Annotated in this window: 15 protein-coding genes and 1 riboswitch; of the genes, 10 read left to right on the top strand and 5 right to left on the bottom strand. The window is 71.5% G+C overall.

What is annotated here, in order from left to right; all coding sequences use genetic code 11:
• The first annotated feature begins 14 nt into the window (after positions 1-14).
• From ACQP2O_RS41285 to ACQP2O_RS41255, 7 genes are all read left to right on the top strand, one after another.
• Positions 15-1328 (top strand): extracellular solute-binding protein, encoded by a 1314-nt coding sequence (locus tag ACQP2O_RS41285; protein ID WP_433174641.1) that lies wholly within the window; start codon positions 15-17, stop codon positions 1326-1328.
• 40 nt (positions 1329-1368) lie between these two features.
• The gene (locus tag ACQP2O_RS41280; protein WP_433174640.1) at positions 1369-2340 is read left to right on the top strand and encodes a carbohydrate ABC transporter permease; all 972 of its coding nucleotides are present in this window, start codon (positions 1369-1371) and stop codon (positions 2338-2340) included.
• A complete protein-coding gene (locus tag ACQP2O_RS41275; RefSeq protein WP_433174639.1) occupies positions 2333-3175 on the top strand; it encodes a carbohydrate ABC transporter permease in 843 nt (280 codons plus the stop codon). Before ACQP2O_RS41280 ends, ACQP2O_RS41275 begins: the two co-directional genes overlap by 8 nt.
• Before the next feature lie 14 nt (positions 3176-3189).
• Complete coding sequence (locus ACQP2O_RS41270; RefSeq protein WP_433174638.1) at positions 3190-5082, top strand: cellulase family glycosylhydrolase; 1893 nt, start codon at positions 3190-3192, stop codon at positions 5080-5082.
• Positions 5083-5087: 5 nt separating this feature from the next.
• Entirely contained in the window at positions 5088-6035 is a 948-nt protein-coding gene (locus ACQP2O_RS41265) for an ROK family protein (protein ID WP_433191317.1), read from the top strand.
• A 3-nt stretch (positions 6036-6038) separates the two neighbouring features.
• Positions 6039-7151, top strand: coding sequence for a mannose-6-phosphate isomerase, class I (gene manA, locus ACQP2O_RS41260; protein WP_433174637.1), 1113 nt, complete (start codon positions 6039-6041; stop codon positions 7149-7151).
• 288 nt (positions 7152-7439) lie between these two features.
• Positions 7440-8900, top strand: coding sequence for a DHA2 family efflux MFS transporter permease subunit (locus ACQP2O_RS41255; protein ID WP_433174636.1), 1461 nt, complete (start codon positions 7440-7442; stop codon positions 8898-8900).
• 256 nt (positions 8901-9156) lie between these two features.
• Here ACQP2O_RS41255 and ACQP2O_RS41250 read toward each other — a convergent pair whose 3' ends face one another.
• Positions 9157-9927: a class I SAM-dependent methyltransferase gene (locus ACQP2O_RS41250; protein WP_433174635.1), complete on the bottom strand. Its 771-nt coding sequence runs from the start codon at positions 9925-9927 to the stop codon at positions 9157-9159.
• A gap of 69 nt (positions 9928-9996) precedes the next feature.
• On the opposite strand from ACQP2O_RS41250, the gene ACQP2O_RS41245 reads away from it, so the two are divergent.
• Positions 9997-10572 carry a CGNR zinc finger domain-containing protein gene (locus tag ACQP2O_RS41245; RefSeq protein ID WP_433174634.1) on the top strand — a complete coding sequence of 192 codons (576 nt, stop codon included), beginning with the start codon at positions 9997-9999 and terminating at the stop codon, positions 10570-10572.
• 9 nt (positions 10573-10581) lie between these two features.
• Here ACQP2O_RS41245 and ACQP2O_RS41240 read toward each other — a convergent pair whose 3' ends face one another.
• The 3 genes from ACQP2O_RS41240 to ACQP2O_RS41230 all read right to left on the bottom strand — a co-directional run bounded on the left by ACQP2O_RS41240 (position 10582) and on the right by ACQP2O_RS41230 (position 12665).
• Complete coding sequence (locus ACQP2O_RS41240; protein ID WP_433174633.1) at positions 10582-11616, bottom strand: alpha/beta hydrolase; 1035 nt, start codon at positions 11614-11616, stop codon at positions 10582-10584.
• Between the two features lie 72 nt (positions 11617-11688).
• The gene (locus ACQP2O_RS41235; protein ID WP_433174632.1) at positions 11689-11796 is read right to left on the bottom strand and encodes a DUF397 domain-containing protein; all 108 of its coding nucleotides are present in this window, start codon (positions 11794-11796) and stop codon (positions 11689-11691) included.
• Positions 11797-11819: 23 nt separating this feature from the next.
• Complete coding sequence (locus ACQP2O_RS41230) at positions 11820-12665, bottom strand: helix-turn-helix domain-containing protein (protein ID WP_433191315.1); 846 nt, start codon at positions 12663-12665, stop codon at positions 11820-11822.
• 363 nt (positions 12666-13028) lie between these two features.
• Here ACQP2O_RS41230 and ACQP2O_RS41225 point away from each other — a divergent pair, with 363 nt between their 5' ends.
• Together ACQP2O_RS41225 and ACQP2O_RS41220 are read left to right on the top strand one after the other, a co-directional pair.
• Positions 13029-13304 carry a hypothetical protein gene (locus ACQP2O_RS41225; protein ID WP_433174631.1) on the top strand — a complete coding sequence of 92 codons (276 nt, stop codon included), beginning with the start codon at positions 13029-13031 and terminating at the stop codon, positions 13302-13304.
• A 198-nt stretch (positions 13305-13502) separates the two neighbouring features.
• Positions 13503-13778, top strand: a complete 276-nt coding sequence (locus ACQP2O_RS41220; protein ID WP_433174630.1) for a DUF6504 family protein — start codon at positions 13503-13505, stop codon at positions 13776-13778.
• A 5-nt stretch (positions 13779-13783) separates the two neighbouring features.
• Here the strand turns inward: ACQP2O_RS41220 and ACQP2O_RS41215 are convergent, their stop codons facing one another.
• Positions 13784-14812: an LLM class F420-dependent oxidoreductase gene (locus ACQP2O_RS41215; RefSeq protein WP_433174629.1), complete on the bottom strand. Its 1029-nt coding sequence runs from the start codon at positions 14810-14812 to the stop codon at positions 13784-13786.
• 204 nt (positions 14813-15016) lie between these two features.
• A riboswitch (cobalamin riboswitch) is annotated at positions 15017-15138 on the top strand.
• Positions 15139-15154 lie beyond the last annotated feature (16 nt).

Here is a 15154-nt window from a genome sequence, read left to right as displayed (position 1 = left end):
TGGGAGTTCACCAAGTGAAGGCACGCCGAATCACGGCGCTCGTTACGGGCGCCATCATGGTCATGGCCGGAGCGGGCTGCGGAGGCGGCGGCGGGGACAAGTCGTCCCCGAAGACGCTGACCTACTGGGCCAGCAACCAGGGACGCTCCATCCAGCAGGATCAGCAGGTGCTCGGCCCGGAGCTGAAGAAGTTCGAGCAGCGCACCGGCATCAAGGTGAAGCTCGAGGTGATCGGCTGGCCCGATCTGCTCAACCGCATCCTCGCCGCGACCTCCAGCGGCAAGGGCCCCGACGTCCTCAACATCGGCAACACCTGGTCCGCCTCGCTCCAGGCGACCGGGGCGTTCCAGTCCTTCGACGACGCGACCATCGCCAAGGTCGGCGGCCGGGGCCGCTTCATCCCCTCCACGCTCACCTCGACGGGCGCGGCCGGGAAGCCCCCGGGGTTCGTGCCGCTGTACGGGCTGGCGTACGGGCTGTTCTACAACAAGAAGCTGTTCGCGCAGGCGGGCCTGAAGAACCCGCCCCGGACCTGGCAGGAGCTCGTCGCCGACGCCAAGAGGCTCACCGACCCGGCGAAGAAGCGGTACGGCGTCGGCATGCTCGGCGCGAGCTACACCGAGGGCGCGCACTTCGCGTTCATGTTCGGCGCGCAGAACGGCGCACGGCTCTTCCAGGGCGGGCAGCCCGGCTTCGACTCGCCGGCGATGGTGGCCGGCGTCCGCCAGTACCTCGACCTGCTCGGCACCGACAAGGTCGTCGATCCCGCCGACGCGGAGTACGTCAACGACGACCAGATCCTCAAGGACTTCGCGGCCGGGAAGTTCGGGATGATGATGATCCAGAGCTACGCGACCGCCGGCGTCCGCGAGAACGGCATGAAGGACGATGAGTACGGCGTCGAGCAGATCCCGCTGCCCGATCCGCTGCCGGCCGGTGGCCGCCGCGTCGCCAGCCACGTCGCCGGGATCAACATCGGCGTGTTCAAGAACTCCGGCAACAAGGACGGCGCCCTCAAACTCGTCGACTTCCTCACGAGCCCCGACGAGCAGAAGATCCTCAACGCGGCGTGGGGCAGCCTGCCGGTGGTCCCGCAGGCGTACGACGACCCGAAGTTCCAGACGCCCGCGATCCAGACGTTCCGCAAGGTCCTCGCCGAGGCCGCCGAGACCCTGCCGATGATCCCGCAGGAGGCGCAGTTCGAGACCCTCGTCGGCAACACCGTCAAGGGGCTGATCGCCGACGCCGCCGCGGGCCGCCCGGTCGACGACGCCACCATCAAGGCCCGCCTCGCCGACGCCAACAAGAAGATGCAGGCCGGCGGATGAGCGTGCCGAAGCGTCCGGAAACGCCCCGCAGGGAGCGCCGGTGATCGGGACGACCAAGGCGCCCGGGAGCGCGCCCGCGCGGGCTCCCGGGCGTCCGCGACCATGGCGGCGGCCCCGGCTCGCGAAGGCGCTGCCGTACCTTCTGCTGCTGCCCGCCCTCGTCGCCGAGTTGGCCGTCCACATCGTCCCGATGCTGGTCGGGGCGTGGATGAGCCTGCTGCATCTGACCCAGTTCTTCATCCGCAACTGGACGCAGGCGCCGTACGGCGGGCTGGCCAACTACCGGATCGCGGTGAACACGAACGGGCCCGTCGGCAAGGACCTGCTGCACTCCTTCCTGATCACCGTCGCGATCACCGCGGTGGTCGTCGTCTGCTGCTGGCTGTTCGGCCTGGCCGCGGCCGTGCTGCTGCAGCGGCCGTTCCCGGGCCGCGCGGCGCTGCGGACGCTGTTCCTCGTGCCGTACGCGCTGCCGGTGTTCACCGCGGTCATCACCTGGCGGTTCATGTTCCAGCGCGACACCGGCCTGGTGAACGCCCTGTTGTCCGACGAACTGCTGCTGGCGCACGGCCATCCGTTCTGGCTGCTCGGCGATCGCAGCTTCGCCGCCGTGGTGGTCATCCTGGTCTGGCGGCTGTGGCCGTTCGCGTTCCTCACGATCACCGCCGGGCTGCAGAGCATCCCCGCGGACCTGTACGAGGCGGCGGCCATCGACGGCGCCGGGTCGCTGCGCCTCCTCACGCGGGTGACGCTCCCGCTGCTGCGGCCGGTCGACCGGGTGCTGCTGCTGGTGCTGTTCCTGTGGACGTTCAACGACTTCACCACCGCCTACACCCTGTTCGACCAGCCGCCCGCGGCCGCCGACATGATCTCCATCCACATCTACAACGCGTCCTTCATCACCTGGAACTTCGGGCTGGGCTCGGCGATGTCCGTGCTGCTCCTGGCGTTCCTGATGGTCGTCACGCTCGGGTACCTCGGAATCGGACGGGTGAGGGAGCGCCATGCGTGAGTCTCGTACGCTGCGGTGGGCGCGGCCGGTCGTCCTCGGCCTGCTCGCGCTGTTCACCGTGATTCCGCTGTACGTCATGGCGGTCTCGTCGATCAAACCGCTGAAGGACGTGCAGGGCCGGTTCACCTGGCTGCCGACGCACGTGACGTTCCGGCCGTTCGTCGACATGTGGCGTACGGTGCCGCTCGGCCGCTACTTCGTGAACAGCCTGATCGTCTCCGTCTCCGCCACCCTCTGCTCGATGGTGATCGCGATCCTGGCCGGCTACGCCGTCAGTCGGTACCGGTTCGCCGGGCGCGGCACGTTCATGACGGCGGTCCTGTCGACGCAGATGTTCCCCGGCATCCTGTTCCTGCTGCCGCTGTTCCTGATCTTCGTCAACGTCGAGCGGTACACCGGCATCCGGCTGTACGGGAGCCGGACCGGCCTGACCATCACCTACCTCACGTTCGCCCTGCCGTTCTCGATCTGGCTCATCGCGGGGTACTTCGACACGATCCCGCGCGAGCTAGACGAGGCGGCGCGCGTGGATGGCGCCGGCCCGATGCGCACGCTCTTCCGTGTCGTGCTGCCGGTGGCCGCGCCGGGCGTCGTCGCCGTCGCGATCTACGCGTTCATGACGGCGTGGGGCGAGGTGCTGTTCGCCTCCGTGCTCACCGACGACGACACGCGGACGCTCGCCGTCGGCCTCCGCGGGTACGTCACCCAGGCGAACGTCTACTGGAACCAGGTGATGGCCGCGTCCCTGGTCATCAGCCTGCCGGTGGTGGTCGGCTTCCTGGCCCTGCAGCGCTTCCTCGTCCACGGGCTCACCGCGGGCGCCGTCAAGTCCTAGCGAAAGGCTCCCCAATGCGACGCGACTCTCGCAAGCTGCCCGGACCGGCGTGGCTGGGCGCGAACTTCTGGTCCCGGACCGGCGGCCCGCTGATGTGGCGCTCGTACGACCCGGGGGTCGTCCGCCACGAGCTCCACGTGCTGGCCGAGCACGGGCTGAACGTCACCCGGTCGTTCTTCTACTGGCCCGACTTCATGCCGGAGCCGGACCGGATCGACGAGACGCTCGCGGAGCGGTACGCCGACTTCCTGGAGGCGCACGCCGAGCGGGGGATGCGGACGATCCCGACGTTCATCGTCGGCCACATGTCGGGGGAGAACTGGGACCCGGCGTGGCGGCAGGGCCGCGACCTGTACGCGGACGTGTGGCTGGTGGCGCGGCAGACGTGGTTCGCCGAGGAGATGACGCGGCGGTTCACCGGCCACCCGGCGATCGCCGGGTGGCTGATCACCAACGAGATGCCGATCTACGGTGGGATCGCCCCGGAGGAGCGGGTGACGAGCTGGGCGCAGCTCATGGTGCAGGCGGTCCACGCGGCCGGGGCGAAGGAGCCGGTGTCCATCGGGGACGGCGCCTGGGGCGTCGAGGTCAGCGGGGTCGACAACGGCTTCTCGGTCCGCGCGCTAGCCGCGCTCACCGACTTCGTCGGCCCACACGTCTACCGCATGGAGGACGACCTGGTCCGCCAGCACTACGGCGCGGCGTTCGTGTGCGAGCTGGCTGGGACGTTCGGGCGGCCGGTGGTGCTGGAGGAGTTCGGCTGCTCCTCCGACTTCGTCGCCGACGACAACGCCGCGCACTACTACCGGCAGGTCCTCTACAACAGCCTGCTGGCCGGGGCGACCGGCTGGGTCGCGTGGAACAACACCGACTTCGACCTGGTCGACCAGCCGCCGTACAGCCACCATCCGTTCGAGCTGCACTTCGGCCTGACGACGGTCGACGGCACGCCCAAGCCGGTGCTGCGGGAGATGCGCGACTTCGCCCGTACGCTCGCCGAGATCGACCTGGCGGGCTGCGAGCGGGCCGAGACCGACACAGCGCTGGTGGTGCCCCAGGTGCTCGAGGGCGGGTTCCCGTTCACCGAGGCGGAGGACCGCACGTATGTCTTCGCCACGCTCCGGCAGGCGTACGTCTCCGCCCGCGCCGCCGACCTGGCGCCTGGCGTGACCCGGGAGTCCGACGGCATCGCCGGCGACGCCCGCCTGTACCTCGTCCCCTCGGCCAAGCAGCTGACCGCCCCCGGCTGGCACCGGCTGGAGGACCTCGCCCGCGGCGGTGCGGTCGTGTACGTGTCGTACAGCGCGGGGCCGCACGGCGGGCAGCGCGGGCCGTGGTACTCCCACATGAACGCGATGTTCGGCGTCGAGCACCGGCTGACGTACGGGCTCGTCGACCCGATCGAGGACGACGTCGTCGAGCTCACCCTCACCGCCGATCTCGGTACGCTGGAGAAGGGGACCACGCTGGCGTTCCGCGCCGGCGGCACCGCGCACAGCCGCGCGTACCTGCCGGTGCGGCCCACGACGGCGGAGGTCGTCGCCGTCGACGGCCACGGCCGGCCCGCCCTCCTGCGGCAACGATGCGGCGACGGGTGGACCGTCCTGTGCACCTATCCACTGGAGCACATGGCGGCCGTCACGCCCCGCGTGAACCCCGAGCCGACCTACCGGATCTACGACGCGCTCGCGGCGCTGGCCGGGGCGCGTCGGCCGGTGCGGGTCGCGGATCCGCGCGTGTCCGCCGACGTCCTGGTGCGCGCGGACGGGGCCCGGTTCGCCGTTCTCGTCAGCCAGGCGGACGCCGAACTCGCCGTCCGGCCGCTCGTCGCGGAAAACGGACATCCCGGGGATGAAGAGATCGTGCTCGGGCCTTATGGTGTGCGTGTGCTGGAGCTTCGAAGTTGACCGGCGTGGTACCCGAGACGGCCCCGGCGACGGGCCGGTCGCCCGGGCACGCCGTCCTCGCCATTGACATCGGCGGCACCAAGCTCGCCGCGGCCCTCGTCGACCAAGACGGCCGGCTGCGCGGGCGCACCACCCGGCCCACCCCGCCCGGCGACGCCGAGGCGATCTGGACGGCGCTGGCCGCAGCGGTCACCGAGGCGATGGGCGAGGAGACCGTCATCGGAGCGGGGATGGGCTGCGCCGGGCCGCTCGACACCGTCGCCGGCACCGCCAGCCCGGTGAACATCCCCTCCTGGCGGGGCTTCCCCGTACGGGACCGGCTCGCCGCCCTGCTCGGCGGCCCGCCCGTGACGCTGGTCAACGACGCCGTGGCGGGCGCCGTCGCGGAGTACCGCCACGGCGCCGGACGCGGCAGCCGCGCCATGCTCGGCATGGTCGTCTCGACCGGCGTCGGCGGCGGGCTGATCCTCGACGGGAAGGTGTACGCCGGGCCGACCGGAAACGCCGGGCACATCGGGCACACCACGGTCGACCTGAACGGTGAGCGGTGCCCGTGCGGGTCACGGGGCTGCGTCGAGACGTTCACCTCCGGCACCTCCATGGTCCGCTGGGCGCGCGCCAACGGCTGGACGCACCCGGCGCCCGACGGCGCCGCGCTCGCGGCCGACGCGCGCGCCGGCCATCAGGTGGCCCTGGCGGCGTTCGACCGCGCGGGCCGGGGCCTGGCCGCCGGGATCGCGTCGGCCGCCGCCCTCTGCGACCTCGATCGCGTCGTCATCGGCGGGGGCGTGTCCCGGTCCTGGGATGTCCTCGAGCCACCCCTGGTCCGCGCCATGCGGGACTACGCGGGCCTCGCCTTCGTCCGGCGTGTCACAGTGGTCCCATCGGAACTGGGCGCGGAGGCCGGTCTTCTCGGCGCCGCCGCCCTCGCCCACGACCCGGAGCTCGTCTGACCCATGGAACGTCTGCAGAACCCCGTCCAGGAGTACGCCTGGGGATCGCACACCGTGCTCGCCGACCTCCTCGGCCTGCCGTCGCCCACCGAGCGGCCGCAGGCGGAGCTGTGGATCGGCGCGCACCCCGCCGCCCCGTCGCGGCTGCCCGGCGGCCCGTCCCTGGACGAGCACATCGCCGCCGACCCGGAGGCGACCCTCGGACCCGCCGCCGTCGCGCGGTTCGGACCGCGGCTGCCGTTCCTGCTGAAGGTCCTCGCGATCGCCGCGCCCCTGTCCCTGCAGGTCCACCCGGACCGGGAGCAGGCCGAGCGCGGATTCGCCGCGGAACGGACCCCGCTCGGCGACCCGGCGCGCAACTACAAGGACGACTGGCCCAAGCCCGAGCTGCTGTGCGCGCTGACCGACGTGCACGCCCTGTGCGGCCTGCGCGACCCGGGCGAGAGCGCCGAACTCCTGGCGAAGGTCCCGGCGCTGCGCCCGGTCGCGGACCTCCTGACCGCGGGCGACCTGCGCGCTGCGGTGAAGACGCTGCTCACCTGGCCGTCACCGGACGCGGTCGTGCCGGAGGCCGCCGCCATCGCCGGGGAGCCGTACGCCTCGCTGGCCGAGCGCTACCCGGGCGACATGGGCGTCATCCTCGCGATGCTGATGAACGAGGTACGGCTCGCCCCCGGCCAGGCCATGTACGTCCCGCCGCGCGTGCCGCACGCCTACCTCGACGGCACGGCCGTGGAGCTGATGGCCGGCTCCGACAACGTCCTGCGGGCCGGGCTGACGCCCAAGCACGTCGACGTGCCCGAACTGCTGCACCTCGCCTCCTTCGAACCCGGACGCCCGGACGTGCTCGACCCCGTCCGCCACGGCGAAGAGGAGGTCTACCTCACCCCGGCGCCGGAGTTCCGGCTGTCGCGCGTGGACGTCGCGGACGACGCGGTGCTTCCCTCGGGCGGCCCGCAGCTGCTGCTGTGCACGGACGGCCGGGTGGAGCTGCGCCGCGACGGCCGGACGACCGGGCTGAGCCGCGGCGAGGCCGCGTTCGCCGAGCACCGCGGCGGCCCGATCGAGGCGACCGGCGCCGGCGTCCTCTTCCGCGCCAGCCTCCCGGAGAGCTGACCCAGAGGGCCAGAACCCCCTGGGCGGTCCGGCTCGGATCTCGGCGACGGCGACGGATCCCCGGGCCGACGGCTGCCCGTCGGGCGGGGAAGAGGTCTGGCCGATCTCCGCAGGCGGTTCGTTCAGCCCGAGAAGGGGGCCGGCCGATCTCGGTTCGTTCAGCCCGGGAAGGGCTCGAGGCCGCGGTATCGCCGACGGCGATAATAGATCTTGACGGTGCGGCGATGAGTTCTCTCGCCGGCGGCGGTCTGTTTGGGGTGACGCCTTCGAAACCCCTAAGGACCCCACATGTACGACACCGTCGAATCGACCGAACCCGAGCTGATCGCACCGGCGGTGAGCGACCGTGCCCGATGGCTCGCGCTCGTCGTGCTGTGCGGCGGCATGCTGCTGATCGTCATCGACGCGACGGTGGTGAACGTCGCGCTGCCCGCCATCCAACGTGACCTGGGCTTCTCCTCTTCCGGCCTCGCCTGGGTGGTCAACGCCTATCTGATCGCCTTCGGCGGACTGCTGCTGCTCGCCGGGCGACTCGGCGACCTGGTCTCCCGCCGGGGTGTCTTCATCACCGGCCTCGTGGTCTTCACGGCCGCGTCGCTCGCCTGCGGGCTCGCGCAGGGACCGGCGGCGCTGATCGCGGCGCGGTTCGTCCAGGGCGTCGGCGGTGCGATGACCTCGTCCGTGATCCTCGGGATGATCGTCACGCTGTTCCCCGAGCCGCGGGAGCAGGCGAAGGCCATCGGCGTCTACAGCTTCGTCGCGTCCGCCGGCGGCTCGGCCGGGCTGCTCGCCGGCGGGTTGCTGACGCAGGCGCTGAACTGGCACTGGATCTTCTTCATCAACCTGCCGGTCGGCGTGGCGACGCTCGTGCTGTCCCTGCGGGTGCTCGACCGGGACAAGGGCCTCGGGTTCGGGGCGGGCACGGACGTCCTCGGCGCCGTCCTCATCACCGCCGCGCTGATGCTCGGCGTCTACACCATCGTCGACCCGGCGGCGGCCCAGGGCTGGACCGCGCCGCGCACGCTCGAACTCGCCGCCGTCACGCTCGTGCTGCTGACCGCCTTCGTCGTACGGGAGGCGACGGCGCGCAGCCCGCTGGTGCCGCTGCGGATCTTCCGCTCGCGGAACGTCACCGGCGCCAACGCGGTCCAGGCATTGGCGGTCTCCGGGATGTTCGGCATGTTCTTCCTCGGCGTGCTCTACCTCCAGCGCGTGCTCGGCTACGACGCGCTGCGGACCGGGCTCGCCTTCCTGCCCACGACCGTCGTGATGGCCACCGTCTCGCTGCGCTTCGCCGAACGCCTCATCACGGCGTTCAGCGTCCGGGCGACGCTGCTCAGTGGGCTGACGCTGGCCGCCGTGGGTCTCGTGCTGTTCGCCCGCGCGCCCGTGGACGGCGCCTACCTGATCGACGTCCTACCCGCGGTGGTCCTCATCGGCACCGGCGTCGGCATCGCGTTCCCGGCGCTGGCCGCGCTGGCCATGTCGGACGCCACCCCGAGCGACGCGGGTCTCGCCTCCGGCCTCATCAACACGACGACGCAGGTGGGAGCGGCCGTCGGGCTGGCGGTCCTGGCGACCCTCTCGGCCGCCCACGGCCGTACGCTCGCGGGCCACGGTGCGTCCGCCGTCGCCGCCGCGGCCGGCGGCTACCGCCTCGGGTTCATGGTCGCGGCGGGACTCGTCACCGTCGCCGTCCTGATCGCCGTCACGGTCCCGCACCGTACGGCCCGGCCATCCTCGGACTGACCCGCACCGTACGGCCCGGCCGTCTTCGGACTGAGCCGGTGGCGCAGGCCCTTCTCATCGCCATGCCGGTGCTGACCGACCAGAGGGACCAGCGCAAGCACATCCTCACCGCGCGGATGTCGGCCACCGCCCCGATGCCCTCCTGATCGGTCCGGCCCCTGATCTCCGGCGGTCGCTGCGATGACGTTCGCAGTGACCGCCGGGGAAACGGTCTGCGTCTCCGCTACGACCCGGGATCGGTTCGATCAGGCGCCGGTCACCGTACGGCGCACAGGATGCGGTTGTCGCCGTGCTGCCACAGCGGGCCGACCTCGCCGAAGCCGGTCTCCCGGAGGACGCGGACGTGCGTGGACAGCAGGCCGGACTCGGAGCCGTGATGGCCGGCGGCGGAGGCGTCGCGGGCCTCCTTGAGACCGCCGAGCACCGGGTCCGCGGCGGCAGCGTCCCACCACTGCCGCCAGCCCTCCGGCCGGTTTCCGGCGAATCGCCGCTCGGTCTCGAGCTCCTGCAGGGCGCGGTCGAGCCGGGCGATGACGGGGGTGGCGTCCTCGGCCGAGAAGTTGTCGCCGTTGAGGAACAGGCCGCCGGGGCGCATCACGGTGGCCAGTTCGCCGTACGTCACCCGCAGCTCCGCCTCGGAGATCCAGTGGAGGGCGGTGGTGCTCACCGCGGCGTCCACCTCCCGGTCCAGGCGCAGCCGGGCCGCCCACCCGGGCACGCGCAGGTCGAGGTCGGCGAACGTGAGGCTGTCCCGGCCGGCGTGCAGCGCGCGCCCCAGCGACAGCAGCAGCGGGTCGGTGTCGATGGCGATGACCCGGGCCTGGGGGAGGCGGTCGAGCAGTCGGGCCGACAGCGAGCCCGGTCCGCAGCCCAGGTCCAGGACGAGGGGGTCGGGCCTCCCGACGCCGGCGGCGACCGCGTCGATGAGGGCGGTGAACCGCTCTTCACGGTCAGGGAGGAAGCCCTCCTGCTGGCGGTCCCAGCGGGTGATCCAACGGTCGGCGACGTCGCGGGTGAGTGCTGACATGAGCCCCTCCGTAACTGGCGTATAAGCTTTTGCCAGTGACACGCTAGATCGAGAGGCGTAACTGGTCAAGTGAACTTCAACAGTCACATGGACGTCGTGGTGGCGAGCGCCGTCGGCCTGGTCAACGCCCTCACGGAGGGCGAGCGGCGCGGGCGGCCGTACCGGCTGCCGGACGCCACGGCCCGGGCGGAGGCCGCCACCGAGGTGCTGCGTGCCGTCAGCCGGCGCGCCGAGATCACCGAGTCACAGGTCGGTGAGCTGACCGCCATCGCGCGCGAACTGCGCGTCGTCTTCGAGGCGGTCGCCGCCGGAGACCTCGACGCCGCCGCGGAACAGGTCAACCGGCTGCTCGAGGAGACGCAGGCCAGGCCGCGGCTCACCCGCCATGACGGGGAGCCCTGGCACATTCACTTCCACGGCGCGAGGGACGGACTCGCCGCCGAGTGGGCGGCTCCGTGCGCCACCGGCCTGGCCGTGGTCCTCGGCGGCGAGCTGTACGACCGGCTCGGCGTGTGCACGGCGCCGCACTGCGACCGGGTCTATGTCGACACCTCGCGCAACGGCATGCGCCGCTTCTGCTCCACCGCGTGCCAGAACCGGGTCAAGACCGCGGCGTTCCGCGCCCGGGCCCAGTCCCGGCCGTGAGCGTCGGAGTCAGGGGGTGAGGCGCTCGGCGAGCCAGGCGAGGGAGAGGGGATAGCGGTACTCGATGGCGCCGTGGCCCGCGTCGAACAGCTCGAAGTGGACCGCGTCGTCCGTCACGCCGGCGGCCGCGATCGCGCGGCGGAAGGCGACGGCGCCGAAGTCGAGGTGGTACTCGTCCTTGGTGCCCGCGTCGATCCAGACGGCCCGCAGCGAGCGCAGCGCCTCGGCGTACTCCGGGCGCCGGGCCATCAGCACCGGGTCGTTGGCCAGCCAGCGCTCCCAGACCTCGGGGATGACGTCGCCGGTGTCGTCGAACGGCAGGCGGACGGTGCCGTCCTCGTCGGCGGAGTACGCCGCGGAGTACCCGTAGATCTCGATGAGCGGGAAGTCGGTCTCCTTGGTGCCGGCGAGCCGACCCCGGAAGTCGGCGAGGAACTTCTCGATCGAGCCGTCGTACGCGTCGCGCAGGACGCGGGCCGTCTTGGGGAACTCCGAGCGGTAGCAGACGTCGAACAGGGCGTCGCCCGCGTGCGTGGCGAGCGCGCCGAACACGTCCGGCCTCAGCATCGGCGTGATCATCGCGCCGTAGCCGCCGCTGGACTTGCCGCTGATCGCGCGGTGGTCCCGGTCGGCGAGCGTCCGGTAGTGCGCGTCGACCCACGGCACGATCTCCTCGCACAGGTACGAGTGGTAGCGCCCGGTGCCGGGGGAGTCGAGGAACTGGCTGCCGCCGACCGCCGTCCAGGCGTCGACGTAGACCACGATCACCGGCGGCGCCTCGCCGCGCGCGAACACCTGGTCGGCCAACTCCGGGAAGGGCTGCCGCCACGGCGGGCGGTTGCGCCACATCGGCAGCGAGCCGGTGTAGCCCTGGATCACATAGACCGCGGGGTAGCGGCGGTCCGGCGCGTCGTCGTACCCCGGCGGGACGTACACCCACAGCGGCCGCCGGTGCGGGTCGCCGAGAGGATTGTCGCGCAGCAGGTCGCTCGTGAAGTCGTGTTCGTCGATGCGTCCGGCGAGCTCGGCCGACCAGGGCAGCATGTGGCGATCTTAACCCGACGCAGAGGGACCGCGGGAGCGAACTCCCGCGGTCGGCTGGGCATGAGATATGTGTCAGTCGTCGGAGCCGTCGATCACGGCGACCTCGACGCAGTCGGCATTGTTGGAACTGCGGCTGCTCTTGCGCCAGCCGACGTCGGTGAGATCGGGGTGGCCACTCATCCCCTGCTCTCCTCTCTGCTAAATCACCCCCGCGGGTACGGGGACGCACTCTTGAACTCGTCCGCCGCCGCCGCGATGAACTCGGCTGACTCGTCGGGTGGCAGCGCAGCGGCCCGCAGATGGTCGAACCAGGTCGTGTGACGGCGGACGTCCTTTTCCTTCTCGAGGAAGATGTTCCCTGCGGGACAGTCGATGTAGACGACGTCCAGGTCGGTGGGGTCGGGAAAGCCGATGATCGTGAAGGCCCCGTCGACGCCCGGGTGGGCGCCACGCGCGAACGGCAGTACCTGGATGGTGACGCCGGGCAGCTCGGCGGCCTCGAGCAGCCGCATCAGCTGAGAACGCATCACGGTGATGCCGCCGATCGGCCGGCGTAGGACCGCCTCATCGATCACGGTCCACAGCTCCAGGCGGCCGGGCTCCTGCAGCATGGCCTGGCGGCGGGTGCGCAGCGCGATGCGCCGGTCGACGTTCTCGGGGGTCTCGCCCGGCCGGCCCGCCTTGATCAGCGCGCGGGCGTACTCCTCGGTCTGCAGGAGACCCGGCACCAGATGAGTCTGGAACGTTCGAATGGACGCGGCGGAGGCCTCCAGGCCGATGTAGGTGTCCAGACCCGCGGACGTGGACAGCACCGCTTCGTACTCGGTCCACCAGCCGCGCTGCTGGGCGTCCTTGGCGAGCCCGAGGAGCTGGTCGCGCTGTGCGCCCTCGGGCAGCCCGTAGAGGTCGAGCATGTCCCGTACGTCGCGGATGCGCGCCACCGACTTGCCGGTCTCGATGCGGCTGACGCGTGACATCGAGCACTCCAGGTGCTTCGCGACGTCTTCGATCATGAGACCCGCGGCTTCGCGGAGCCTCCGCAGTTCCATTCCGAGCCGGCGGCGGCGAACGGTTGGACTACGGCCATCGGACATGGGGCGCCTCCATGGCGAGCGTCCTGCGGGAATGCCGAGAAGAGGGGGGAGTGGTGGTGGGCCGCGGTGGGTGAGGCCGAAACCCTCGGCCGGACCGCGGAAGGGCCGTTGAACTGTGCACGGGTGATGCCGAATCCGTCTGATCTATTTGTCCGAAAATACTTGCACGTCAAAGTGGGGGAGGACATCCTGACAGGGAAGGTCACTCACCGTTGCCATCTGGGCACCTTTTGCCACCGGATGGCACCCTACCTGTTCAACGCCCTAGGGCGTACCCCTTCCTGCCGTATCGTCCAAGCGCGAGAGGGGTGGCAACCCATGGCCGCCACTGCGGATTCCCCGTCCGGGCCGCGGCGCCGCCACCTGGAGGCGCTCGCCCGCGAGGTCGAGGCCCGCGGTCTGCGCGGCGTGCTGGTCGGGGCCGAAGAGCCGATGCTGCGCGTGGTCGAGCCGGCCGGCGGGCGGAGCGTGATGGTGGTCGCCATGCCGACGTCCCGCATCGCTTGGTCGTACCTGTGGGGCCGAGGCGGCCAGGCGGACGCCGCCGACCCCGCGCGCGCCGCCGAGGCGATCGCGCACTCCCTCGGCCGCTGAGTCGCGGCGGTCGCCGGCCGACTGAGAGGTCGCCTGCCGGCCGGCGCTTTACAAAACCCACTTCCGAACGTATGTTCGAACTTGTCGCCTGCCTTCCCCCAGGCTCACTCCCTGTCATCGATCCGGAAGGTGGGCGGCCCGCGTGGGCGGAGCGAGCGAAGGGTTTGTGGGGCGTGGAGACGCGCCGGGCGGCGGCCGATGAGCCGGGTGTACGGCGACCCGGTCGAGGTCTGGGTCAGCGACGGCAGGCCCTCGCGCTTCGTCTGGCGCGGCCGGCTCTACACGGTGCTGCGCGTCCTGGATCGCTGGGTCACCACCCGCGACTGGTGGCACGAACGGCACCCTGAGGCCCCGGAAGGCGCCGAGCGGGAGTTCTGGCGCGTCGAGGCCACCCCGGACCGGGCGATCGGCGTGTACGAACTGCGTCACGACCAGGCGACCGGCACGTGGATGCTCTCCCGCGCTTGGAACTAGGGATCTCAGGACTCGACGAGGTCGCGGATGGCCTTCAGGGTCGGTTCGTCCTTCACTCCGGCGATGAGGAGCGTGGTCACGGGGGAGTCCTGCCACAGCCGGAGGCGTTCCTTGATGCGGCCGATCGGGCCGAGCAGGGAGATGGAGTCGGCCAGCTCGTCCGGCACCGCCTTGATCGCCTCGTCGCGCCGGCCCGACAGGAACAGCTCCTGCACGCGTACGGCCTCCTCGGCGTAGCCCAGCCGCCCGATCAGGTCGAGGTGGAAGTTGCGGTCCTTGGCGCCCATCCCGCCGATGTAGAACGCCAGCGGGATCTTGGCGAACTCCAGCGCGGTCGCCAGGTCGTCCGTCACGATCGTCGTCACGGTCGCGGCGATGTCGAACCCCTCCCTGCGGCCCGCCAGCGACGCGCCGAACACCGCCTCGATCTGCGTCGGATCGACGAAGAGGGGCAGCCAGCCGTCCGCGATCTCGGTGGCGAGGGCGATGTTCTTCGGGCCCTCCGCGCCGAGGTACACCGGGATCCGCGGGCGTACGGGATGGACGATCGACTTGAGCGGCTTGCCGAGGCCGGTGACGCGGCCGGGAGCGTACGCCGACGGCGGCAGCGGCAGCGGGTAGTGGGGGCCGGCGGAGGTCACCGGCTCCTCGCGCCGCCAGACGTCCCGCATGATCCGGACGTACTCGCGCGTGCGCTCCAGCGGCCGGGCGAACGGCACGCCGTACCAGCCCTCGACGACCTGAGGGCCGGACGCGCCGATGCCGAGGGTGAGCCGGCCGCCGGACAGTGCGTCGAGGGTCAGCGCGTGCATGGCGGTCGCGGCGGGGGTACGGGCGGACATCTGGACCACCGCCGTGCCCAGTTTGATGCGCGACGTCCGGGCGCCGTACCAGGCGAGCGTGGTGAAGGCGTCGGAACCGTACGCCTCGGCGGTGAAGACGTATTCGTAGCCGAGCCGTTCGGCGGCCAGCACCGTCTCGGTGGCGTCCTCCGGATCCCGCTGCCAGTAGCCGACGTTGATGCCGAGCCTCATCCGCGCGCCTCCTCGAAACTAGAACACGTTCTATTCAAGCAGATCGACGTCGATCCGGCACGGGCCCGAGGCTCTGCGCCGAACCTGCGCTCTCCCTGCGCCGGACCCGCAGTGTCCCTGTGCCGGGGCCGCGATGCCCCTGCGTCGGACCTGCGGTGTCGCGGGCCAGACCGGATATGTCATGCTGTCTTCCGGCGATACGCGGAGGAACCCGGTGTGAATCCGGGGCTGTCGCGCAACTGTGACCGGGGAGTTCTTCCTCAAGAATGGCCACGGCGTGAGCCGGAAGGTCGAGGGCGGGCGGCGAGCCGGGAGCCAGGAGACTCCGGCCGCCGATGCCAG

Origin of the sequence: Actinoallomurus sp. CA-150999 (genome assembly GCF_050942425.1) — a bacterium.
In the GTDB taxonomy this organism is placed as follows: Bacteria; Actinomycetota; Actinomycetes; order Streptosporangiales; family Streptosporangiaceae; genus Actinoallomurus.
The sequence above is the reverse complement of the archived record's forward strand: the minus strand, read 5'-3'. Positions and strand labels throughout refer to the sequence as shown.